Origin of the sequence: Pandoraea anapnoica, assembly GCF_902459765.1 — a bacterium.
Taxonomy (GTDB): Bacteria; Pseudomonadota; Gammaproteobacteria; order Burkholderiales; family Burkholderiaceae; genus Pandoraea; species Pandoraea anapnoica.
Genome location: NZ_CABPSP010000019.1, coordinates 49,398 through 72,444, shown reverse-complemented (window position 1 = coordinate 72,444; position 23,047 = coordinate 49,398). Strand labels below are relative to the sequence as shown.

The 23,047-nt window shown below is 62.7% G+C and carries 25 protein-coding genes; 8 read left to right on the top strand and 17 right to left on the bottom strand.

From position 1 onward, the window contains the following. Positions 1-181: 181 nt before the first annotated feature. On the bottom strand, positions 182-658 hold the full coding sequence (locus tag PAN31117_RS24850; protein WP_150740539.1) for a CBS domain-containing protein: 477 nt from the start codon (positions 656-658) through the stop codon (positions 182-184). 566 nt (positions 659-1,224) lie between these two features. On the opposite strand from PAN31117_RS24850, the gene infA reads away from it, so the two are divergent. Further along, the gene (gene infA, locus PAN31117_RS24845) at positions 1,225-1,446 is read left to right on the top strand and encodes a translation initiation factor IF-1 (RefSeq protein ID WP_039393473.1); all 222 of its coding nucleotides are present in this window, start codon (positions 1,225-1,227) and stop codon (positions 1,444-1,446) included. Here the strand turns inward: infA and PAN31117_RS24840 are convergent. The 4 genes from PAN31117_RS24840 to PAN31117_RS24825 all read right to left on the bottom strand — a co-directional run bounded on the left by PAN31117_RS24840 (position 1,443) and on the right by PAN31117_RS24825 (position 3,959). Continuing rightward, complete coding sequence (locus tag PAN31117_RS24840) at positions 1,443-1,895, bottom strand: GNAT family N-acetyltransferase (RefSeq protein WP_150740538.1); 453 nt, start codon at positions 1,893-1,895, stop codon at positions 1,443-1,445. The two genes, infA and PAN31117_RS24840, sit on opposite strands and share 4 nt — an antisense overlap. A gap of 54 nt (positions 1,896-1,949) precedes the next feature. Further along, entirely contained in the window at positions 1,950-2,249 is a 300-nt protein-coding gene (locus tag PAN31117_RS24835; RefSeq protein ID WP_150740537.1) for an acylphosphatase, read from the bottom strand. A 14-nt stretch (positions 2,250-2,263) separates the two neighbouring features. Continuing rightward, complete coding sequence (locus tag PAN31117_RS24830; protein WP_150740573.1) at positions 2,264-3,376, bottom strand: metallophosphoesterase; 1,113 nt, start codon at positions 3,374-3,376, stop codon at positions 2,264-2,266. A 229-nt stretch (positions 3,377-3,605) separates the two neighbouring features. After that, positions 3,606-3,959 (bottom strand): nucleotide pyrophosphohydrolase, encoded by a 354-nt coding sequence (locus PAN31117_RS24825; RefSeq protein WP_150740536.1) that lies wholly within the window; start codon positions 3,957-3,959, stop codon positions 3,606-3,608. 127 nt (positions 3,960-4,086) lie between these two features. Between PAN31117_RS24825 and PAN31117_RS24820 the strand changes: the two genes are divergently transcribed. The 4 genes from PAN31117_RS24820 to PAN31117_RS24805 all read left to right on the top strand — a co-directional run bounded on the left by PAN31117_RS24820 (position 4,087) and on the right by PAN31117_RS24805 (position 8,373). Further along, on the top strand, positions 4,087-4,410 hold the full coding sequence (locus tag PAN31117_RS24820; protein WP_246189249.1) for a 2Fe-2S iron-sulfur cluster-binding protein: 324 nt from the start codon (positions 4,087-4,089) through the stop codon (positions 4,408-4,410). 66 nt (positions 4,411-4,476) lie between these two features. Beyond that, positions 4,477-6,144, top strand: coding sequence for an energy-dependent translational throttle protein EttA (gene ettA / locus PAN31117_RS24815; RefSeq protein ID WP_039393466.1), 1,668 nt, complete (start codon positions 4,477-4,479; stop codon positions 6,142-6,144). Between the two features lie 177 nt (positions 6,145-6,321). Next, complete coding sequence (locus PAN31117_RS24810) at positions 6,322-7,107, top strand: 3-hydroxybutyrate dehydrogenase (protein ID WP_039401506.1); 786 nt, start codon at positions 6,322-6,324, stop codon at positions 7,105-7,107. Between the two features lie 84 nt (positions 7,108-7,191). Then, positions 7,192-8,373: a DUF3734 domain-containing protein gene (locus tag PAN31117_RS24805; protein WP_150740534.1), complete on the top strand. Its 1,182-nt coding sequence runs from the start codon at positions 7,192-7,194 to the stop codon at positions 8,371-8,373. Positions 8,374-8,515: 142 nt separating this feature from the next. On the opposite strand, the gene PAN31117_RS24800 is transcribed toward PAN31117_RS24805, so the two are convergent. The 7 genes from PAN31117_RS24800 to PAN31117_RS24770 form a co-directional block, all read right to left on the bottom strand. Further along, positions 8,516-10,354: a chemotaxis protein CheW gene (locus PAN31117_RS24800; protein ID WP_150740533.1), complete on the bottom strand. Its 1,839-nt coding sequence runs from the start codon at positions 10,352-10,354 to the stop codon at positions 8,516-8,518. Then, the gene (locus tag PAN31117_RS24795; protein ID WP_150740532.1) at positions 10,351-10,878 is read right to left on the bottom strand and encodes a chemotaxis protein CheD; all 528 of its coding nucleotides are present in this window, start codon (positions 10,876-10,878) and stop codon (positions 10,351-10,353) included. The genes PAN31117_RS24800 and PAN31117_RS24795 overlap by 4 nt, the downstream gene beginning before the upstream one ends. Beyond that, complete coding sequence (locus PAN31117_RS24790; RefSeq protein ID WP_150666183.1) at positions 10,862-11,704, bottom strand: CheR family methyltransferase; 843 nt, start codon at positions 11,702-11,704, stop codon at positions 10,862-10,864. The genes PAN31117_RS24795 and PAN31117_RS24790 overlap by 17 nt, the downstream gene beginning before the upstream one ends. A gap of 115 nt (positions 11,705-11,819) precedes the next feature. Next, the gene (locus PAN31117_RS24785) at positions 11,820-13,517 is read right to left on the bottom strand and encodes a methyl-accepting chemotaxis protein (RefSeq protein WP_150740531.1); all 1,698 of its coding nucleotides are present in this window, start codon (positions 13,515-13,517) and stop codon (positions 11,820-11,822) included. Positions 13,518-13,618: 101 nt separating this feature from the next. Then, positions 13,619-13,930 carry a hypothetical protein gene (locus PAN31117_RS24780; protein ID WP_150740530.1) on the bottom strand — a complete coding sequence of 104 codons (312 nt, stop codon included), beginning with the start codon at positions 13,928-13,930 and terminating at the stop codon, positions 13,619-13,621. Positions 13,931-14,655: 725 nt separating this feature from the next. Further along, a complete protein-coding gene (locus PAN31117_RS24775) occupies positions 14,656-14,976 on the bottom strand; it encodes a hypothetical protein (protein ID WP_246189248.1) in 321 nt (106 codons plus the stop codon). A 148-nt stretch (positions 14,977-15,124) separates the two neighbouring features. Further along, entirely contained in the window at positions 15,125-15,418 is a 294-nt protein-coding gene (locus PAN31117_RS24770) for a hypothetical protein (protein WP_150578501.1), read from the bottom strand. A gap of 264 nt (positions 15,419-15,682) precedes the next feature. Between PAN31117_RS24770 and PAN31117_RS24765 the strand changes: the two genes are divergently transcribed. After that, on the top strand, positions 15,683-16,222 hold the full coding sequence (locus PAN31117_RS24765; RefSeq protein WP_174991107.1) for a VOC family protein: 540 nt from the start codon (positions 15,683-15,685) through the stop codon (positions 16,220-16,222). Between the two features lie 52 nt (positions 16,223-16,274). Here the strand turns inward: PAN31117_RS24765 and PAN31117_RS24760 are convergent, their stop codons facing one another. The 5 genes from PAN31117_RS24760 to hemA all read right to left on the bottom strand — a co-directional run bounded on the left by PAN31117_RS24760 (position 16,275) and on the right by hemA (position 20,600). Continuing rightward, positions 16,275-16,892: a UbiX family flavin prenyltransferase gene (locus PAN31117_RS24760; protein ID WP_150740528.1), complete on the bottom strand. Its 618-nt coding sequence runs from the start codon at positions 16,890-16,892 to the stop codon at positions 16,275-16,277. 56 nt (positions 16,893-16,948) lie between these two features. Further along, positions 16,949-17,263, bottom strand: a complete 315-nt coding sequence (grxD, locus tag PAN31117_RS24755) for a Grx4 family monothiol glutaredoxin (RefSeq protein WP_150740527.1) — start codon at positions 17,261-17,263, stop codon at positions 16,949-16,951. Between the two features lie 92 nt (positions 17,264-17,355). Then, on the bottom strand, positions 17,356-18,231 hold the full coding sequence (gene prmC / locus PAN31117_RS24750; protein WP_150740526.1) for a peptide chain release factor N(5)-glutamine methyltransferase: 876 nt from the start codon (positions 18,229-18,231) through the stop codon (positions 17,356-17,358). Further along, positions 18,231-19,313 carry a peptide chain release factor 1 gene (prfA, locus tag PAN31117_RS24745; RefSeq protein WP_150740525.1) on the bottom strand — a complete coding sequence of 361 codons (1,083 nt, stop codon included), beginning with the start codon at positions 19,311-19,313 and terminating at the stop codon, positions 18,231-18,233. The genes prmC and prfA overlap by 1 nt, the downstream gene beginning before the upstream one ends. Beyond that, on the bottom strand, positions 19,314-20,600 hold the full coding sequence (gene hemA / locus PAN31117_RS24740; protein ID WP_150740524.1) for a glutamyl-tRNA reductase: 1,287 nt from the start codon (positions 20,598-20,600) through the stop codon (positions 19,314-19,316). Between the two features lie 308 nt (positions 20,601-20,908). On the opposite strand from hemA, the gene PAN31117_RS24735 reads away from it, so the two are divergent. Further along, positions 20,909-21,166, top strand: a complete 258-nt coding sequence (locus PAN31117_RS24735) for a GlsB/YeaQ/YmgE family stress response membrane protein (protein WP_150740523.1) — start codon at positions 20,909-20,911, stop codon at positions 21,164-21,166. 378 nt (positions 21,167-21,544) lie between these two features. After that, the gene (locus PAN31117_RS24730) at positions 21,545-23,044 is read left to right on the top strand and encodes an MDR family MFS transporter (protein WP_150740522.1); all 1,500 of its coding nucleotides are present in this window, start codon (positions 21,545-21,547) and stop codon (positions 23,042-23,044) included. Positions 23,045-23,047 lie beyond the last annotated feature (3 nt).

The following is a 23,047-nucleotide window of genomic DNA, read 5'->3' as shown; positions in this document are numbered from 1 at the left end:
CGGTTTAGCGTGACGAACGGAACGGAGGACGCCACGGTAGCGCAAAGGCTAGCGTGGCGTTTTTCTTTGTCGTCGACAAAAAAGCGGCGCTTCGCGTGAAGCGCCGTGCCCCTGATTACGCTGTTGGCGATAATGCTGGAATGCGTCTGACGCGCGGGAGCGGGCCGATCCGGTCTGCACCTTAACTTGGGCGTGATGGCGAGGTGCCGACCAGAGCCGCGCTGCCGCCCATGATGTAGTTCTCCAGTTGATCGATGGTGAACTGCTGTTCGGTAATGATGGCTTTGACCAGGTCGCCGATGGACAGCAGGCCGACCAGCTCGCCGTCTTTCATGACAGGCAGGTGACGGATGCGATGCTGCGTCATCAACGTCATGCACTCTTCGTTGGTCTGTTCGGGGCTGACGTAGCGCACCGCGGAGGTCATCACGTCGCGCACGGGCGTGTTGACGGAGGTTCGTCCCATCAGCGCGACTTTGCGGGCGTAGTCGCGCTCGGTAAAGATGCCGACGATGGCGCGGTCGTCCTCGCTGACCAGTACCGCGCCGATGCGGGCTTCGGCCATCAGGGTCAGGGCATCGAGTACCGAATCGGACGGCCGTACTTTATATACTGTGTCGACCGATTTGGATTTCAGGATCTGAGCGACTGTTTTCATGGTCATCCTCCTGCGGGCTACGGATACTTACAGCATAGTTGAGTGCGCGTTGCGCGTCACATCCGCGTTGACCCCGAGGCAAACCTGGCCGCTGGCGAGCCTCATTGGTGCATTGCGCCACAATTAGGCGACAAAAGCGTTCAAATGGGCCTGTGCGGGCCATTTTTTCCACACGGGCGACGTAGAAAGGCGTATCCTAGCGGGATCGGCGAAAGTTCGCCGATCATCGCCTGACGATCGCGAAATGCTTTATCGGCGCCGCTGACAGCCATGTCCTGCGAGCCGGATCACTCGCTGTGCCGATGACGCAGACCGAACCGGTCTTCGCCCTCCCGACACGCACTGCTCGTCTTTGTGGCACTGCCGCAATGTGCCTTGTTCCTTCGAACCATCGCCGCTTTCGGTGCACCGTTTGCCTTCATGGCCGGTCGACCGGGTAGGCTCCTTTTGGCGTTCGATGTGCACCCCCGCTAGTTTTCAGGGTGCGGGGACGGTATTGGCGAACGAACTTACAGTAACACCGGTGCTGCGCCCCTCGCGAGCGGCACCCTCAAGAGGACACGATATTGGCCAAGGAAGAACTGATCGAATTCAGCGGACACGTTTCGGATGTGCTGCCGGATAATCGCTTTCGCGTCACGCTCGAAAACGGCGTGGAAGTGGTGGCATATGCGAGCGGCCGCATGCAGAAGAACCGCATCCGTATTCTCGCGGGTGACCGCGTGACGCTGGAAATGTCGCCCTATGATCTGAGCAAGGGCCGCATCAACTACCGTCACAAGAATTAAGTCAGCGACGACGTCTGGCTTTTGCGCGCCAGTCTTTGCCCATCGCGGGCATAGCCGTGGCGCGCATAGAAGCGATGTGCGGCGACCCGATGGTCGCTGCTCGTCACTTCGAATTTCTCGCATCCCCGCGTGTTGAACCACGCGTGAGCGGCCGCCATCAGCGCGTGCCCGACGCCCGAGCCTCTCGCACTCTCTTCCACCACCAGCGCTGTAATGCGCCCCAGACGCCCCGCCAGATGAAACATGGTGAGCGCGTGCAATCCGATACATCCCACAATTTTGGCGTTCTCGTCGATAGCGACGAAGGCCGCGTCATCGCCCTCGGCATTCGATAGCGCGATGTTGCGACGAACGATGTCGAGCGGTGTCTCGTAGCCCAGCTGCGCGAGCAGCGCGACGATGCGGGGTGCGTCTTCGTCGATAGCGCGACGGGTGCTGGGCGTAGGCATTGGCATCGGGAGGGTAGGATCGGAACGGACATGCGCTTGCGCGCAGATCTCAGATCAAAGTTGTTCGAACCGGTCAAAACGACGGCCGGTGTACTCCACTTCGCTTTCGAACTCCATGACGCGCGCGCCGGGCGGTCCGCGCCGCATCCATTCCAGCATCTTGTCGATCTGATCGGGCGTGCCTTGCACCACGGCGAGAATGTCGCCTTCGGGAAGCGCTTGCACCCATCCGCGAACGCCGATCAGATGCCCCTCGCGCACAGCCGCATGACGGTACCCCACGCCCTGAATCTTGCCGCGAAGACGCACGGCCACGGTTTCCAGCGAAGCGCTGCCGGATGAGAGAGACTTCATCGCATCAAATCCCGTTAAACCTTGCCCGGCACGAGCCGGATGCGCGTGATTTCCGACGGCGCGCCGAAACGCTTCGGCGGTCCCCAATAGCCCGTTCCCCGGCTCACATAGATGGCGAGACGGCCGAGACGATGCAGCCCATGCACGAAGGGTTGTTGCAGCGGCACGAAGTACATCCACGGCCAGAATTGTCCGCCGTGCGTGTGTCCGGAGAGTTGCAGATCGAAGCCGGCTTCCTGCGCAGCCGGGGCGCTGCGCGGTTGATGCGCGAGCAGCACGCGCGGCACGCCTTCGGGCGCGCCGTCGATGGCAGCCTGCGGATCGCTACGTTTTTCCGGATCGAACTGATGGGCGGTGAAGTCCGTCACGCCGGCCACCGTCAGCGATGCCCCTTCATGGTCGAGCACCACATGCTCGTTTTCGAGGACGGTCAGACCGATGCGTCGCAATTCTGCGACCCACGCCGGTGCGCCCGAGTAGTACTCGTGGTTGCCCGTGCAGACGTAGGTGCCGTGGCGCGAGGTCAATTGGCCGAGCGGCGCGATATGGTCACGTAGCGCGGGCACGCCCCCGTCCACCAGATCGCCGGTGATCGCGACGAGATCCGGCTTGAGGGCATTCGATGCCTCGACGATCGCTTCGATATAGCCGCGTCGAATCGTCGAACTCACGTGAATGTCGCTCAGCTGCACGATGGTGAAGCCCTTGAGTTCCGACGGCAGGTTGGCAATCGGAACGTCGACGTCGACCACGCGGGCGAGGCGTCGCGCGTTGTAGAAACCCAGCACCGTCGACGTCGCCGTCAGTATCAGCACAATGACCGCGGATCGGGTGACGAGCTGGGCGTCGAGAGCCGAGAAGGCCATCGCGACCCCGAGCACCACGTCGCGCAGCAGCGTGAACACGAAGAGCGAGGAGAAGACCCCGATCGCCGTCATCCCGGTCCACGTCAGCAGCGTGGCGAGCGGTTCTTTCTGGATGGCGCGGCTCATCAGGCCGAGCGGAATCAGCACGGTCGAGATGGCGAGCCACAACCCGCCCAGCACCTTCCAGCCCATGGCCACCGGCAACGGTGTCAGTAGACGCCAGCCGATGTATGCATGTAGCAGCGCGATGATGGCGAGCATCAACCAGCGCGGGCGTGCGGGGAGTGTGCGCTTCGATGACTTACCGTGCGTGTGACTCGCACCGGGCGGCGCGTCTGACGTCTGGGAAGTCTGTGAGGATTGGGACATAGCGTTGTCGGATCGAAATTCGGGGGGGGGGGCGGACTCTGGCCGTTATGCGGGCGTGAGGCCCGATTGCAAGGGGCGGACACTCAATTCAGAGCCTCGGCACGATTTCCGCCACGCTCGATCACGCCTTGGTTGGCGGGTACTTCTGCGCGTTCAGAACAAGTTTGTCGGCGACCGCGCGGTTCAGGTCGATGCCAAGCACCATCGTCAGACGCACCAGATACATAGTGATATCAGCCAGTTCCTGTTCGACATGCCGCGCTTCACTCGATTGCATGACGGCATTGGCCTGCGCCTCGGTGTGCCACTGGAAGATCTCGACGAGTTCAGCCACTTCGACCGACAGCGCCATCGCGAGGTTCTTGGGCGAATGGTACTGATGCCAGTCGCGGGCATCGGCGAATGCTTGCAGCTCGGCCGCGAGACCGGCGGTATCGATGAGGCGGGCGGTGGGATCCTTGGGTTCGGCGGACATGGGATTCGGGACTTGGAAGTGGGTTATGGTAGCGCGTTGGCGCAAGATACGCCGTTTAGCATCTGTGTGGTCATCCTTGGAACGTTCTTACCCCCAGATCCCTCGATCCTGCGCCGAGCGCGAAGCCTTGAAGCCGCCGCGCGTCACGCTCCTGCCCTCGGGCTGGCAATTCGACGCGCCACCGGACACGCCGATCCTGCTCGCCGCCCAGGCCGCTGGCATCAAGCTGCCGAGCCTGTGCCGCAACGGCACGTGTCGCGCGTGTCTGTGCGAAGCGAGAAGCGCCGTGACAGGCGATGCGTTGGGCACCAGTGCACCGGTGACGTATCGGATCGAGTGGCCCGGTCTGTCGCGCGACGAGAAGACGCAGGGCTGGCTGCTGCCGTGCTGCGCATACGCGTGCGCCGACCTCGTGATCGACGCGCCCGATGCTGTGCGTGCCGCGCTTTGATAAACTTGCCGCTATCTGGCGCTCGCCTGTGAGCCGTCATAACCGTTTCAGGATCAGGAAAGCCGAATGGCACAGTACGTATTCAGCATGAACCGCGTGGGCAAGATCGTGCCGCCCAAGCGTCACATCCTCAAGGACATCTCCCTGTCGTTCTTCCCGGGCGCCAAGATCGGCGTGCTGGGCCTGAACGGTTCGGGCAAATCGACGCTGCTCAAGATCATGGCAGGCGTCGACAAGGAGATCGAGGGTGAAGCGATCCCGATGGCCAACCTGAACATCGGTTATCTGCCGCAGGAGCCGCAACTTGATCCCGAGCAGACCGTGCGCGAAGCCGTCGAAGGCGGCATGGGCGAGATCATGGAAGCCCGCACGAAGCTCGATGAAATCTACGCCGCGTACGCCGAGCCGGATGCCGACTTCGACGCGCTGGCTGCCGAGCAGGCCAAGTACGAAGCGATCCTCGCTGCGAGCGACGGCAACAACATCGAGCAGACGCTGGAAGTCGCCGCCGACGCGCTGCGTCTGCCTGCATGGGACGCCAAGATCGGCGTGCTCTCCGGTGGTGAGAAGCGTCGTGTGGCGCTCGCGCGTCTGCTGCTCTCGAAGCCGGACATGCTTCTGCTCGACGAACCGACCAACCACCTGGACGCCGAATCCGTCGACTGGCTCGAACAGTTCCTCACACGTTTCCCGGGCACCGTCGTCGCGGTCACCCACGATCGCTACTTCCTCGACAACGCGGCCGAGTGGATTCTCGAACTCGACCGGGGTCACGGCATTCCCTGGAAGGGCAACTACAGCTCCTGGCTCGATCAGAAGGAGCAACGTCTGAAACAGGAAGAGTCGAGCGAATCGGCGCGTCAGAAGGCGCTCAAGAAGGAACTGGAGTGGGTGCGTCAGAACCCGAAGGGTCGTCAGGCGAAGTCGAAAGCGCGTCTTGCCCGTTTCGACGAGCTGAACAGCCAGGAATACCAGAAGCGCAACGAGACCCAGGAAATCTTCATCCCGGTGGGTGAGCGTCTGGGTAACGAGGTCGTCGAGTTCAAGAACGTGTCGAAGGCTTTCGGTGATCGTTTGCTGATCGACGATTTGAGCTTCCAGGTGCCGCCGGGCGCCATCGTCGGCATCATCGGCCCGAACGGCGCCGGTAAGTCGACTTTCTTCAAGATGCTGACGGGCCGCGAGCAGCCGGACAGCGGCGAGATCAAGGTCGGTCCGACGGTCAAGATGGCTTACGTCGACCAGAGTCGCGATGCGCTGGACGGCACGAAGACCGTGTTCGAAGAGATTTCGGGCGGTGCCGACGTGTTGACGGTGGGGAAGTACGAGACGCCGTCGCGCGCCTACATCGGTCGCTTCAACTTCAAGGGCTCGGACCAGCAGAAGCAGGTCGGTTCGCTCTCCGGTGGTGAGCGCGGCCGTCTGCACATGGCCAAGACGCTGATCTCCGGCGGCAATGTGTTGCTGCTCGATGAACCGTCGAACGATCTGGACGTCGAAACCCTGCGTGCACTCGAGGACGCGCTGCTCGAGTTCGCCGGTTGTGTGATGGTCATCTCGCACGATCGCTGGTTCCTCGACCGTATCGCCACGCATATTCTGGCCTTCGAAGGCGACTCGCATGTCGAGTTCTTCCCGGGCAACTATCAGGAGTACGAGGCCGACAAGAAGAAACGCCTCGGCGAGGAGGCAGCAAAACCGAAGCGAATCCGCTACAAGCCGATCGCGCGGTAATGCAGGAAAAGGCGCCGCAAGGCGCCTTTTCTGTTTGTGCGGCGGCCGGACCCGCCCATCGATGCGGGGATGTTCGCCATCAGCCAGTGTTCGACGAGCCATGCGCACGCGTCACATCGTGCCGTGTTGCATGGTCCGCCATTTTGACGAATCAGGAGTGTGCAAATGAGCCAGTCAGTGAACCAGTTGAATGGGAAAGTCGCGGTGGTGACGGGGGCTGCCAGTGGCATCGGGAAAGAGATTGCGCTGACGCTGGCGCGTGCCGGTGCGGCCATTGCGATTGCGGATCTGAACCAGCAGGGCGCAGACGCCGTTGCCGAAGAAATCAAGGCGGCCGGTGGCAAGGCCATCGGGGTGGCGATGGACGTCACCAACGAAGAGGCGGTGAATAGCGGTATCGACAAGGTCGCGCAGACGTTCGGTTCCGTCGACATCCTGATCTCGAACGCGGGCATTCAGATCGTCAATCCGATCGAGAACTACGCGTTTTCCGATTGGAAGAAGATGCAGGCAATTCACGTCGACGGCGCGTTTCTGACGACCAAGGCGGCGCTCAAGCACATGTACAAAGACGACCGCGGTGGGATCGTCATCTACATGGGTTCGGTGCACTCGCATGAGGCGTCGCCGCTGAAGTCGGCGTACGTGGCGGCCAAGCATGCGTTGCTCGGCCTTGCTCGCGTGCTGGCCAAGGAAGGTGCGAAGCATAACGTGCGCTCGCACGTCATCTGCCCGGGCTTCGTGCGTACGCCGCTCGTCGACAAGCAGATTCCCGAGCAGGCCAAGGAGCTTGGCATTTCGGAAGACGACGTCATCAAGAAGGTGATGCTGGGCGGCACGGTCGACGGTGTGTTCACCACGGTCGACGATGTCGCCCAGACGGCGCTGTTCCTCGCGACGTTCCCGAGCGCGGCGTTCACCGGACAGTCGTTCGTCGTGAGCCACGGTTGGTTCATGCAGTAAGCGCACGTGGCAGTTCGCCGTCCCGGCACGCGACCGTGCCGGGGCGGTGTTCATCATCAGGTAGCAAGCATCAGGAGAACGGTCATGACGGCCAATCCGCCCAAAGTCCCCAAACGCGCCATCGATCTGCCGCCGTACGAGACGGTGGCGCTCGTTTTGCAGGGGGGCGGTGCGTTAGGGGCCTATCAGGCGGGCGTGTACGCCGGTCTGTACGAGTCGGGTATCGAACCGAACTGGATCGCCGGCATCTCCATCGGTGCGCTGAACACGGCAATTATTGCGGGCAATGCGCCGGAGCGCCGTGTCGAGCAACTCGAAGCGTTCTGGCGGACGATTTGCGAGCCTGCGGTCTTTCCGCCGCTGCCTGCACCGTTCGAAGCCGCAATCCTCAACGGACCGGAGTCCGGACGCATCGCTTACAGCGCCTGGCAGGCGTGGCGCGCGATGGCGGAGGGGCAGAAGGGATTTTTCACGCCGCGCTGGCCGCAGCCGTTACCCACGGCCATGGGTGATCCGGCGCATGCGAGTTACTACGACACGTCTGCGTTGCGCGGAACGCTGGAGCGGTTCGCCGATTTCGACCGGATCAATGCGCGCGAGATTCGTGTGTCGGTCGGCGCAGTCAACGTGCATACCGGCAACTTCGTGTATTTCGACAACACGCGCGAAACGTTGCGGGCGGACCATTTCATGGCGTCGGGCGCGTTGCCGCCGGGATTCCCGGCGGTGGAGATCGACGGGCAGTATTTCTGGGATGGCGGCCTCGTGTCGAACACGCCGCTTTCGGAAGTGCTGGGCACGTCGCCACGCCGGGACACGCTCGCGTTTCAGGTCGATCTATGGAGCGCGCGAGGACCGTTGCCCGACAATCTGAACGACGTCGCGGGCCGGCAGAAGGACATTCAGTTCTCAAGCCGTACCCGTCTGGTGACGGACAACCTGCAGCGTGCCCAGCACTATCGACGCGTGTTGCGCGAGGTGCTGGATCGCGTGCCCGCGGATGTCCGTGCACGAGATCCGTGGTGCCATGCGGCGGAAGAGATTGCGTGCAGTAAGCGCTACAACGTCGTGCAACTGATTTATCGCAACAAGGAATACGAGGGGCACTACAAGGACTATCAGTTCGGGTTGTCCACGATGCTCGATCACTGGGCCAGCGGTCTCGACGACGTTCGTCGCACACTGGCGCATCCCGAATGGCTAGCGGTGCCGGATGATGCCCGAGGTTTCGTCACGCACGATATTCATCGTCATGAAGTGATCTGAGGAAATGCATACCACCCCTGCGGCGTGCCCCCCGACACGCCGCAGGGCCCTGCACCGGCGCTCGCGAATCCGCCGGTTTTGCTTCAGTACAGCATCCCGCACGCGCTTGTTCCTCACCCCTGAACTGCCTTGTTGCTCCTACTCATTGCGCCAACGCCGTCTCCAGCCGCATCTTGAGCGGCTGAAGATCGAGCAACATCGCTGTGCGCGCAGTGCCGTCCGCCGTCGGGAGTTCCACCGCCTCGCGCATGTCGTTGCGCATCTCGTGGGTCGCGCGTCCGAGCAGCATGGCCGGAACCGGTAGCTTATCCGCTTCGTCCAGCGTGACGATGTTCTCGATGGCGTCCACCAGCAGCCCGAACTTGTCCTTGCCGTGTTCGATGACCAGAATCTTGCGCGCCTGCGCGTCGTCCTGCATTGGCATGCCGTAAAGCGCACGCAGATCGACGATGGTCACCAGCTCGCGCCGTAAATTGAGCATGCCGCGCACGAACGACGGGGCACCGGGTGCAGGCATCACATCCGGCGAATCGTGAATGATCTCGCGCAGCTGGTCGAGACGCACCGCGAGCATGTGCTGCAACCGGAACGACACATACGCGTGCCGTGTCCCGCGCGACGACTTCGCGCCGCGCCAAGCCGTCTCGCCAGCTCTCGCCCGTTGCGCCGGGTCGGTCTCGCGATACAACTCGCGATGCCCGCGCGTGAGTTCGAGCACCTGCGAATGCGTGAAAAGTTCGTCGGCGTTGAGCAGCACGATATCGTTCGACGTGACGGTCACCCCTCCCGCACCCCCCGCATCCATCGGCTCCCGCGGAATGCATCCCGCGAAGAGCTGCGCGTGCGATGCGCTGAACGACGGCATCGCCAGCAACTCGTCTGCGTAGTAGGTGACGATGCTGTCCACCGCGTCGACCAGCAAACCGAAGTGCACGTCTTCCTGCTTGACGATCAGAATGCGCCGCGGGTCGGACGCCGTCCCTGCAATCTCCGGCTCCGGACGGCTTGCCTGCAACCCCAGAAAATGCGCGAAATCGATAACGGGCACGACCGTGCCGCGCAGGTTCAGCATGCCGACGCAGAAGACGCTCGCCAGCGCCGAGTTCTGCAGATCGGGGATGCGAATGATCTCGCGGATCGCGCTCATCGGCAGCGCCAGACGCGAGTGCTCGACGGTGAACGACACGCATTGCAGCCGTTGCCGTTGCTGGCGGCGCTGCGGCGCGCTGAGCGCCTGACGCGCCAGCAATTGCGGCATGTTCTCGATGTGAACGAGCGCACCTGGTGCGAGGATCTGCAGAATGCGGTCGCCGCCATTGAGCTTGATGGCACCGGACACCACCTGCGGCGCAACGTGCGACGGGTCGTATTCGAATGCCGTCCGTTGCGACGCCCGCACACGCAGAATCTCGCTCGTACTATCGAACAACAGCCCGACGCGAATGCCTTCGACATCCACGATGGCAATCTTCTCCGTCACCAGCGTGGCATTGCCGGACCCGGCGCCCGCGACGTTCGTTGCGCCAGCGATCGCCAGCAATGGTTTCAGATCGACGATGGGAATAAGCGTGCCGCGCAGATTGAACAGCCCGAGCAGAAAAGCGGGCGAGAGCGGTACCGGTGTAATGCGCTCGGGGAAATTCACGACTTCCTGCAACGCGGCAATTGGCAGTGCGAATTCGACGGCCCCCAGATGAAACGAGCCGAACACCTCGATGTCGTCGGGGGCGGCGTTACGCGTTTCGATAGGTGTCGCCGCTGCCCCCGACAACGCATGCGCGTCCGGCGGCGACGATGGTGAGCGCATCGCATCGCGCACGTGGGTCGTCACGCCCGGTAGTGGCCCATAACCGCCTCCGTAACCCTTGAGGTCCTGATAGCCCTGGTAGTTCTGGTAAGGCGACATTGTCGGCGGCAGGACGGTCGTACCCGCGACGGCGTCGCGCTGCAGAAACGGAAATCCCGGTGTCCGTGCATTCATGATTCACGTCCCACGAGTCTGAGAGCAGGGCGTCGCGGCATGGCGGCACCCCCGTTCGAGCCAATGGTGCGCACGTAAAACGCGTGACGCGCGCAATCGATCAACAGTTGCCGTCCGACTTCGCCACCGACTTCGACGTGGACGATCGGTATGCCCGTCTCGGCGATCAGCGCCTGCGCCATCTTGGCGTTCGCTACGCCGATCAGGCCATGCTTGGCTGGTGGCTGGTGCGGCATCATGTTGCCGCCACCGGCGATCACCGCTTCGATCTCACTACGGCGCGCACCGTCCGCCTTCATCAGCGCGAGCAGCGACGGCACCGCCTGCGTGACGTATTTCGCACCGATGGCCAGCGTCGGATTCGGCGCTTCCGGTAGCAGGCAGTGTGCGAGGCCGTAGAGCCCGCGCGAGCGCCACATCAGTCCGATGCCGACGCACGAACCGAGGGTGGCCCGCAGCACGTCTTCACCGCGCCCGATGCGCACCTCGCCCATCAACACCTGAATGTCATGCGACGGCCCCATTCGACGCCCCCTGGTTGCGGTAAATGAGCGGTTGCTCAAATTGATAGCCGGTGGACAGTCGCGAGAGCGACTCCGATTCGCCGACGATCAGCACGCCTTCGGGGGTAAGCGTGCGACGTACGTTCTCTAACACTCGTTCCTGATCGCCCGTCTCGAAATAGATCAGCACATTGCGCAGCATGACGAGGTCGAACGCCTCGCGACGCGCCAGGCGCTGGTAAAGGTTGTGCTCGCCAAACGTGATGTGCGCGCGCAACTCGGGCGCGACCGTGAATCCACCCGCGCTCGGACGGAAGTACTTCGCGAGCATGGCCGGACGCTGTTGCTTCAGCCCGTCGATGCTGCGACCGCCGTAATTGCCAGCCATGGCGACGGCCAGCACCTGACTCGAAATGTCGGTCGCGTGGATCTGATACTGAAAACCCGGGTGACGCGCCCGAAATTCCTCGCAGATCATGGCGGCGGAATACGACTCCTCCCCCGAGGATGCGGCGGCCGACCACATGTGGAAGGCGCGTCCCGGATTGGCGGCGTGCCAGCGCGGCAGGTAATGCTGAGCGAAGTAGTCCCACACGCGCGGGGTGCGGAAGAACGTGGTTTCGTTCGTCGTGACGAGATTCACGAAGTTGCGAATCTCGTCCGGCGTGTTCTCAAGCAGCGCCAGATAGTCGCGATAGCAGCGCAGTGAGAGCGTGCGCAGGCGTGGGCGCAATCGGCCCTGCAACATCGTCCACTTCTTCTCGTTCATCGAGATGCCGGTATGCCGGTGAACAGCGCGCAGGAGCGCTTGCTGGGTGACGGCGTCGGCGTCGGCTTCGATTTCCATATCGGGCCCTCTTGGCGGACGTGGGTGCCAGTGCGGCCAGTCGGTCGGCCATCACCGGAAAAATACCGGCGAGCGTATTCCTGGGGTGCGAAGAATGTGGCTCGCCGGGTAAGGCCTACACCTTGAACCTCGATACGGTGTGATCCAGTTCCTCTGCACCCTGATTGAGGCCGGTCGTCGCCTGAGCGATGGTCTCGCACGCGCCCGCCGACTTCTCCGTCTCTTCCGCCACGTGCTGAATCGCGAGACTCACTTCGCGCGCGGCGACAAGCTGTTCTTCGGCGGCACATGAAATTTCGGAGATGGCCTGCGTAGTGCGCGACACACCGCTCACGATCTTCTCGAACGCTTCGCCTGCCTGACGCGACACATCGCTGCCCTGCGACACGCGTTTGGTCGACTCGTTGATGAGCTTGGAGATTTCCTTGGTGGCCTGCGACGACCGCTCGGCGAGCTTGCGGACTTCGTCCGCCACGACCGAGAAGCCGAGGCCGTGTTCGCCCGCGCGCGCCGCTTCGATCGCGGCGTTGAAGGCGAGCAGGTTGGTCTGCCCGGCGATCTCGCCGATCACTTTCACGATCTCGCTGATGTCCTCCGACGACTTGTTGATCAGTTCCATCGCTTCGATGGAACGGGCAATGGCGCGTGAGCCGGTTTCGGCTTCTTGCTGCGTCGATTTGGCGAGTTGGTCGGCACCCTTGGTATTGTCGGCAATCGAGTTGATCGACGCCGTCAGTTCCTCGATGGACGCGTTCATCTCTTCCACCGTCGCGCCCAGCGCCTGCGCACCGGTCGCCACCGTATTGGCGCGGTCTGCAATGTCGCGCGATGCGCCGGAGAACTCGCCCGCCGAGTTGACGACCTTGCCGATTACACCGCGAAGGTCGTCCATCATGTGACGAATGCCGTCGGCCAACTGATCGATGGGATCCGTGCCGTTCACCGTAATGGCGCCGGTCAGATCGCCGGCAGCTGCGCGGTTGACGGTGTCGAGCAGCAGCGCGACTTTGCGCTGGTCGTCTTCCGCGCGCCGCTTCACGCTCGCTTCGAGCTCGACTTGCTGGGTGATGTCGGTGGCGAACTTCACGACTTTGTAGGGGCGGCCGTTCGCGTCGAGGATCGGGTTGTAAGTCGCCTGAATCCAGATTTCGCGGCCGCCGCGGCCGAGGCGCTTGTAACGTCCCGCATCGAATTCACCGCGATTGAGCTTGGCCCAGAAGTCGCGATACTCGTTACCGGCGGAGTAATCCTGTTCGCAGAACATGCGGTGATGCTTGCCGCGAATGTCGTCGAGCGAGTAACCCAGCGTTTTCAGGAAGTTGTCGTTGGCCGTGATGACTGTGCCGTCGAGATTGAATTCGATGACGGCCTGCGCGATGTCCATCGCGCGCACCTTGCCTTCGAATTCGGCCTGACGCGTGCGGTCGGCCGTGACGTCGGTGGCGAACTTGATCACCTTGTACGCCACGCCGTTCGCATCGAAAACCGGGTTGTAGGAAGCGCGGATCCACACTTCGCGTCCGCCTTTGCCCAGACGTTTGTACTCGCCGGAATCGAACTCACCACGACCGAGCTTCGCCCAGAAATCGCGATACGCGTTCGATGCGGTGTAATCGGGCTCGCAGAACATGCGGTGATGCTGGCCCTGAATTTCATCGAGACGGTAGCCAACGGTCTGCAGGAAGTTCTCGTTCGCGTGAAGAATGCGCCCCTGCAAATCGAACTCGATGACGGCCTGCACGCGGTTGAGCGCGGCGGTGACGGCGTGTAGTTCCTGTTGTTCCATCTGGAATTCAGGCGTGGCGATTTCCATGACTTTTCCCCTGATACGTTTGCCCCGGCACGTGTCGTGCGGCCGTCACGAAAGGGATGCTGCGCTCCCCCGATTGAATACGCAGTCCTCTATAGACGCGATTACGACAGCGCAGGAGTCAACTTGAGATCGGTGCGTACCCGCATGAGGTTTATGCCGATAAGGTTGAAAATCGCTTCGAAAGCCGCGCCCAGCAAGGCTTTAAAGATAAAGGAAACATAAAGGAAGTCGACGCTGTTATAGCGTCGATACATTTCAAACACACAGATGAAATGAGAATACGGAAGCACCTGCACATTCGCGGTGCAGGAAAGTGTCGCGATCACGTGTCGGAGATTGGGCTCCGCAAGGATCGGAAGGATTTGAAAAAAAGCCTCCTCCCGTGTCTGCAACGGGAGGAGGGTTTGAGTCAAAGCCGCACTCTTCGGGGCAATTGAAAGGGCGACGCTTACCACTATGCAAGCGTCATGCCAGACAGCGGGGTCTCGCAAAACCCGCGTCGTTGCTGGCTTTGCGGAAAGTCGCGGTATCGGTGAGGGGCCGATGTTACGGCCACACGCAGCATGCGTTACGTAACAAAGTGCGACACTTTCCCGGTTTGGCAACCTTCGCTTACACGGCTTACAGACGCGTGATGGGCTTCCTACAGGGGCGGCGATATAAAGAAAGCGAACGGATTCGCGTTCTTACCTGTGGAGTCAGATCATGAAGTTAGTCGTCGCCGCGTTGCTTGCTATCACGCTTGCCGGTTGCGTTGTCGTTCCGGCACGACCATATTACGGAGGGGGTTATTACGGGCATGGGTGCTGCTATCGCTATTAGAATATTTAAGACTGAAGTTTTTCTCGCGGCATCGGAAGTGTTTTGCTTGATGAACTACGAAGCTATTCTTCGCTTTAATGCGAGGTCGTAAATCACTCGAATAGCGTTGAATACCTGAATGCGCGATGGCGCATGAAGCGTCGAAAAATCTTCGAAACTTCATGCGTGCATTGCATAAGTGGACGCAATCCGTTCGCAGCGACGTTCGTCACGACGACGTTTTCAACGATGGACGTGCTCAAAAGCAAAAGCCCCGCGGGTCGGTCGACCTGCGGGGCTTTTCTTTGATGCTGTGTAGCCGTGAAGACGGGGAATTCTAGCGATGGCGGTAGTCGCGATGGTCGCGATGGTCCCATCCACGGCGATCCCAGTCGCGATCGTGATGCCAGTGGCGCGGCGGCGGGCCTCGCCAGTAGCGCGGGGGCGGGCCATATACGACGGGAGGCGGAGCGACCATCATCGGTGCCGGTGCGGCGTAGACGGGCGGCGGCGCGTAGACCGGGCCCGGGGCCACGATGGCCGGGCCGGGAATGCCGATGTTGACCGATACGTCGGTGCGCGCGAAAGCGCTGCCCGACGCGACGACCGCAGTGAGTCCCGCGAGGGTGGCGGTGGCCATCCAGAAACGACGTTGCATCTGTTCTCCTTATTAAGCGCTGCGCTGTGTGTGCTGGCGCGCGATCCGTAGTTGAAATTCTACGGACGAGGAGCCGCCGCCGGTGCTACGGCGGCACTACAGATGTAACAAGGCGTAAGGGCGAGGAAGGAGATGAGGGTAAGCAGACCTACCGACGTTCATGGTCTCGTGGCGCGAGAAAACTTGCCGGACGCCGACCGCGTCGTTCGGAGGTCGCGAAGTAGGACGGCCGACGCAAATCGTGCGTGTCGTTCGGCGAACGCCAGTACGGTGTACGGGGCGTGCCGAGCAGATCGCCGGGACGGTGTGGGGAGAGCGGTGGCACGGCGGCGGGCCACGCGACATTGCGCCAGCGCGCGCCCGCAGGCACGACAAGGACCAGCATGACGAACACGAGCGTCACAACGGCGTAGACGACAACAGGCGAGAGGGTGGTCTCCATGACAAACTCCGGTCGCGTACATGTCACACCACTGGGGGGATGCGTGTTGGGGCGCGGCATCCAGGGCAGGTGCATTCACGCGAAAGCCCCTTGAGAGACGCAACCATGCGGTCCGGCACGCAAAGTGTGGCGTTTTCACTATAGTCCATGCGGGTCTTGCTGACACGCGGTTGATGCCACGCAGGTTGCAGGACTACACTACAGGCGCAGTTTCCCGAATGCCATCACGACTTTGCCGTCCGGGGGATCGAGATGAACCAGGCGATGCTGGATCCCACTTCTGCCGTCGACTCCACGACACTCGGGCGGGCTGCGCCCGCTGCACCGGCTGTCACGCCGGTGGCTATCGATCACGTCGCGTATCCAAGCTACGACGCGACGCTCACGCACCGATTCTACGTCGACGTGATGGGTTTCACACTCGCAGGTGCGCAGACCGGCATGAGCCGGTTGTGGGGCAAGCCCTATCTGCTCGTCAGCTATCTGATCGAACCCGGTCAGGCGCTGGCGTTTTTCAATTGCGACGGCCTCGCACCCGAACCGCATCCCGATACACCCGCCACCCAGATCCATCACGTCGCGTTACGCGTGCGCGACCTTGAAGCGCTGGAGCGCTGGAAGGCGCGTCTTACTGCCCACGAGGTGCCGTTTGCCATCGAGCGTCATAGCGATGGCGAACATCTCTATCTGCTCGACCCGAACGAGATCATGCTGGAACTGTGCGTGCAGACACCGGAGTCCGCCGCCGGACAGTCTCAGGGCGCGCTCGACACGCTGCAACGCTGGGTAGACGGCGTGAGATAAAAGAGAGAGAGGGGGACACTGCGTGCTCCAGAAGAGGGGGCGCGCGCGACGCTCAGCCTTCGACGTCCTTGCCCAATCCGTCCCAGCTTGAGGCGACGGGCGGCGCAATCCCGAACAGATCGATCACTCGGGCGACGGTGTCGTCGACCATCGCATCGAGCGATGCCGGGCGGTTGTAGAACGCAGGGAGAGGCGGGTACACGATGCCGCCCATTTCAGTGACGGCCGTCATATTGCGCAGATGCGCGAGGTTGAAGGGTGTTTCACGCACCATCAATACCAGACGGCGGCGCTCCTTCAGGGTGACGTCGGCAGCACGCGCGATCAGATTGTCGGACAGTCCGTGCGCGACGCTCGCGAGCGTCTTCATCGAGCAGGGCGCGACGACCATGCCTGCCGTGGCAAACGATCCGCTGGCGATGTTCGCGCCGATCTCACGCACGCTGTGGTACTGATCGGCAAGCGCCTGCACGTCCGAGCGTTCCAGCCCGAGTTCGTGGCGCAGCGTGAGCCAGCCTGCGCTCGAGACCATCAGATGCGTTTCTACGCCGCCGATCGCGCGCAGGCGTTCTAGCAGACGCACGCCGTACACCGCGCCCGTCGCGCCGGTAATGGCGACGATCAGACGCGAAGGTACGGACGTTCGGGCGACACCCGTCGGCAAGGTCATCGACTATATCGGTCGGGAAACTCGGGCGCGGAGGCGACCAGGACGACCTAAGCGACTCAGCCGAGTTCGGCGATGATCTGCTTGAGTTCGCCGTTCTCGTACATCTCCATCATGATGTCCGAGCCGCCGATGAATTCGCCCTTGATGTAGAGCTGCGGAATCGTCGGCCAGTTGGCGAATTCCTTCACGCCCTCACGGATTTCGTTGTCTTCCAACACGTTGACGGTGAACAGGTTTTTCACGTCGCATGCCTTGAGGATCTGCACGGCACGGCCGGAAAAGCCGCACTGCGGGAATTGCGCGTTGCCCTTCATGAAAAGGACGACGGGGTGCTCGGAGACGATTTGCTGGATACGTTGCTGGGTGGTCATGTTCGGAAGCCCGTGGGGATGCCGGAAAGTCGGCGTATCCGGCATTTTAACGGTTTTCCGCGCGGCCCGTCGGCCCCCGCTCCGACGTCCGCTCAGGGGTGGCGTCCGCCGGTCGTGCGCTCGATGCCCGCGAGGTCGCGCTCGGAGGTCACGTCCGTGAAACCCGCCGCTGTGCAAAGCGCCCGGACATCGGCTGCCTGATGGTAGCCGTGTTCGCACAGCAGCCAGCTATCGGGCAGCAGCCGCTGCGGTGCGCCCGCCACGATGACGCGCAGGGCTGCGAGGCCGTCGGCGTGATCGGTCAGGGCGTCGACCGGCTCGAAGCGCAGGTCGCCCTGCGAGAGGTGTTCGTCGCCCGACACGATGTAGGGCGGATTGGAGACGATGAGGTCGAAGGGAGCCTCGTCCGCGGGCAATGCGTCATACCAATCGCTCGCCAGGCATCGGACGCGGCCCTCCAGCCCGAGTCGTCGGGCATTTTCACGGGCGACGTCGAGGGCGTCGGCGGACCGGTCCAGCGCTGTGACGCGTGCATCGGGACGGCTATGGGCGATGGCCAGCGCAATCGCGCCGCTGCCGGTGCCGAGATCGAGCACGCGCGGCGTCTGGCGTCCTTCGATGCGCGCCAGCGCCAGCTCCACGAGCAGTTCCGTCTCCGGCCTGGGGATGAGCACCGACGGACTGACGTTGAGCGTCAGTCCGAAGAATTCCCGCGTGCCGGTGAGATAGGCGATGGGTTCGCCCGCCGCGCGACGCGCATGCAAGGCCCGGAAGACGGCGACCGTCTCGGGCGCGAGCGGCTCACGGTCGCGGGTAATCAGTTGGGTACGGCTCCAGCCGAGCACGTGCGAGAGCAGAATGCGCGATTCCATGGGCGGCAGGCCCGGCTCGCGCAGTAGCGTGGCGACGGTGGCCGCTTCGACGGGTGCGGCGCTGCCGTCTTGCGCGTTCTGCCCATCCGGCGTCATCAGGCCGCCTCGCCCAGCGACGCCAGCAGTTCGGCCTGATGCTCGGTCACCAGTGCGTTGATCATCTCGTCGAGATCGCCGTCCATGATGTATTCGAGCTTGTAGAGCGTGAGGTTGATGCGGTGATCCGTCATTCGCCCCTGCGGGAAGTTGTACGTGCGAATGCGCTCGGAGCGGTCGCCCGAGCCGATCAGGCTCTTGCGGGTGGCGGCTTCCTTGGCCTGCTGTGCGCGCAGTTGGGCATCTTTGATGCGCGCGGCGAGCACCTTGAGCGCCTTGTCCTTGTTGCGGTGTTGCGAGCGGTCGTCCTGACACTCCACGACGATGCCCGTCGGCAAGTGCGTGATGCGCACGGCCGAATCCGTCTTGTTGACGTGCTGACCGCCTGCGCCTGACGCACGGAACGTATCGATACGAATGTCGGCCGGATTGATTTCGACGTCGGCGACGTCGTCCGCTTCCGGCATCACAGCCACGGTGCAGGCGGACGTATGAATGCGGCCCTGCGTTTCGGTGGCGGGCACGCGCTGCACGCGGTGGCCCCCCGACTCGAACTTCAGACGCGAATAAGCGCCCTGACCGACGAGTCGGACAATGACTTCCTTGTACCCGCCCAGATCCGATTCGCTTGCGGACATGATCTCGACCTGCCAGCGCTGACGCTCCGCATAGCGCGAGTACATGCGCAGCAGGTCGCCCGCGAACAGCGCCGATTCGTCACCGCCGGTGCCCGCGCGGATTTCGAGATAGATGTTGCGGTCGTCGTTGGGATCGCGCGGCAGCAGCATGCGTTGTAGCGTGCCTTCCAGATCTTCCATGCGAGCGCGGGCGTTCGTGGCCTCGTCTTCGGCGAACTCGCGCATCTCCGGATCGGATGCCATCTCCTGTGCGGCCGCGACATCCCCCAGCGCCTGGCGATACTGCTGATATTGCGCGACGACGGGCGCCAGCTCGGCATGTTCGCGCGTGAGCTTGCGGTAGTTGTCCAGGTCGCGGGTAACGTCGCTCTGGCTCAATAGGCCATCAAGCTCGACCAGACGTTGCGTCAATTGGTCGAGCTTGGCTTGCATGCTCGCTTTCATCTATTTGTCGGCGGATCCCGAGGTGCGGAACAGTTCGGGAATGAGGTGAAGGATTTGCTCGCGCGAATCGCCGCGCGCCGTATTGAGCGCGTGCGTCGGGCCGTGCAGGAATTTCTTGGTGAGGGACTGGGACAGGGCTTCGAGCACGGCGGCGGGGTCGTCGCCACGCGCGAGCATGCGCTGGGCACGCTCGACTTCGGCCACACGCATAGCCTCGGCGGTGCCGTGGATATCGCGAATGACCGGCACGACGCTGCGCGCGTCGAGCCATTGCATGAAGTTTTGCACGCGCGTCTCGATGATCGCTTCGGCTTGCGCTACTGCTGCCTGACGCAGCGCGTTGCCTTCGCGCACGACCGCGCCGAGATCGTCGACGGTGTACAGGAAGACGTCGGCCAGACGACCGACTTCCGGTTCGATGTCGCGCGGCACCGCCAGATCGACCATGAACATCGGCTTGTGCTTGCGGGCCTTGATGGCGCGCTCGACAGCGCCCAGCCCGATCAGCGGTAACGTACTCGCCGTGCACGACACGACGATGTCGAACTCGTGCAGACGTTGCGGCAACTCCGACAGACGGATCGCCGTGCCGCCCAGACGCTCGGCGAGCTTCTCGCCACGCTCGGCCGTCCGGTTGGCGATGTACAGGGCTTTCGGATTTTGCGCGGCGAAGTGCGTCGCGCACAGGTCGATCATCTCGCCCGCGCCGATGAACAGCACCTTCTGCGTGCTGATGCTCTCGAAAATACGCTGCGCGAGGCGCACCGCCGCAGCAGCCATCGACACCGAATGCGCACCGATCTCGGTCTGACCACGGACTTCCTTGGCCACCGCAAACGTGCGTTGGAAAAGCTGGTTCAGATACGTGCCCAGGGCACCGGCCTCGGCGGCGGTGCGCACGGCGTCCTTCAGCTGCCCGAGAATCTGCGTCTCACCCAGCACCATCGAGTCCAGACCGCTGGCCACGCGAAAGGCGTGACGCACGGCGTCGGACTGGGGCAGGGCGTACAGATGGGGGGCGAGATCGCCGGCGGGAATGTTGTGGAACTGGGACAGCCAGTGCACCGCGCGCTCACGCGCTGCGGCATCGTCCGTCACGCAATAGATCTCGGTGCGATTGCACGTCGAGAGAATGGCGGCCTCGGGCGCGCTCAACTTGCCGCTGCCGGTCCACAGACTCTTGAGGCCCGCCAGCGCCGGCTCGATCCGCTCGAACGGAAACGCCACCCGTTCGCGCAGCGAGACGGGCGCCGTGTGGTGGTTCAGGCCGAGAGCGAGCAGTTGCATGGTGTGGGGGATCTAATAGCCCCTGATTATAGCGCGTCGACGCGATGCCCGTTTCATTGGCCCCGCGTGCCCGCGCATTGGGACAGCGTGCCCCATCATCGCGCAGCCATCGAGTTTTGACAAATAGTCATCCCTTATACCCGGCATAGCGAAGGCCCGCGCCGAGACGATGGTCGGGCCGAATTCTCTTGATATATCAGATGTCGGAATCGGTCGGCGGGCCAGCGTCGTCCCGTTTAGAGATTGGGTGTGGGTCTTCGGAAATCGGGTCTATACTGCGTTCGGGTTCCCGTCTTTGGAGATTCGTCATGGGCATCATCGGCACTATCGTGGTCGGTCTGATCGTCGGTCTCATTGCACGCGCCCTGCACCCCGGGCGGGACAGCATGGGCATCATCATGACGATCATCCTCGGCATCGCGGGCGCACTGCTCGCCAAGTATGTCGGTCAGTTTCTCCACCTGTATTCGGAAGGCCAGTCCGCAGGCTGGGTCGCTTCGATCATCGGTGCAATCGTGCTGCTGGCGATCTATGGCGTGATCAAGCGCAATCGCGGCACGGCATAAGCGCCATCCGCCCGACGCGACATCGGGCGGAAATTCTCATCAGGTGATAATTCGATGCGCTTTGCGCAGCGACCCCTGCGACGATAGGCCGCAAGTTCGCATCGGATTTCGGGACGTCGCATGTCGCTCCACGGCAACGAGACGAATCGTGGCAAATAGCGGCGGGGTGATGTGCGGCTGATGCGCGTCGTACGTGTTTTGTCGCATTCAGCTATGCTAGTCGCCATCGCCAGGCCCAAGTCGTCTTGACTACGCGTGCGGCATCGCCGCCACGTTCGATCCCCGTCTTCCGCCATCTGGCAGCGGCAGCTGCACCCGACAGGGGTGTCGCGCCTTTCTCGCAAGTTGTTACGCCGTATCCCCCACTTCAAAAAACACATGTCTGCGACACGCAATTCCGTGCGGCCATTGATTGTGGCATCTGTCATGGCGGCGACCTCTATGGTTGCCATCGAAGCCACGATCATCTCGACGGCCATGCCGCAAATCGTGGCCCAACTCGGTGGCCTGAATCTCTATAGCTGGGTTTTCTCCGCCTTCCTTCTCGCGCAAACGGCCATGACCGTGGTGTTCGGCAAACTCGCCGACATCTACGGCCGCAAGCCGGTCATTCTCGTCGGCATCGCCGTGTTTCTCGTCGCCTCGCTGGGCGGCGGTTTCGCCTGGTCGATGCCTGCGATGATCGCGTTCCGCCTGTTGCAAGGCGTAGGTGCGGCGTGTATTCAGCCGGTCAGTCTGGTGATCATTGCCGACTACTACCCGATCAGCGAGCGCGGCAAAGTGCAGGGCTATCTGGCTAGCGTGTGGGCTATCTCGGCGGTGCTCGGCCCAATGCTGGGCGGTCTGATCATTCGCGATATGTCGTGGTCGTGGATCTTCTGGCTCAACATTCCGATCGGTTTGCTGGCCGCGGCGGGCTTCATCGCGTATCTGCACGAAGAGGCGCCGCGTCAGCGTCCGAGCATCGATTACATGGGCGCTGTGTTCTTCACGATTGCCGTCGCGGGCCTGATGATCGCGTTGACGGACGCCAATGCCTTCAGCGACACGCACGTCTGGGGCGGTGTGCTGGCCTGCGTCCTGGCGTCGCTGCTGTTCGTCTGGCAGGAGCGTCGCGCGAAGGATCCGATGATCTCGTTCGCATTGTGGAGCCGTCGTCCGATTGCGGCGGCCAATGCGGCGACGCTGCTGTCGGGCATGGTGCTGATGGGCCTGACGACCTTCTTGCCGATGTACGCGCAGGGCGTGTTGCGTCAGACGCCGGTCGTCGCCGGTATGGCCCTCACGATGATCATGGTCGGCTGGCCGATCGGCTCGACGATTGCGGCGAAGACGTTTACGCGCTTTGGCCTGCGTCGTGTGCTGGTCGGCGGCAGCCTGCTCATGCCGGTCGGCGGCCTTGTCTTCGCGTTGCTCGGACCGAGCAGCTCGCCGATGCTCGCCGGTTTCGGCTCGCTGATCATGGGCTTCTCGATGGGCACGGGCAGCGTGAGCGCGCTCGTGCTGATTCAGGAACTGGTCGGTCCCTCGGAGCGTGGCAGCGCCACGGCGTCGAACATCTTCTCGCGTAACCTCGGCAGCACGCTCGGCGCGACGCTCTTCGGCGCCGTGCTCAACTTCGGCCTCACGCATTCGAGCGGGCTGGCACCCGTGACTTCGGACCAACTGCGTCACGTGCTGGAAGATCGCGGCGTGTCGTCGCTGGCTGATCAGGCGATTCGCGCGGTGCTGCAACACTCGCTGCACCTGACGTTCCTGTCGATCCTCGCGATCTCGATTGGCGTGATGCTGCTGTTCATGCTGGTGCCGACCAACGCCGTCGATAGCACGCGCGGCGCGAAGCGCGACAAGCCGGAGTTTGTGCCCGGCGGCCATTGAGTC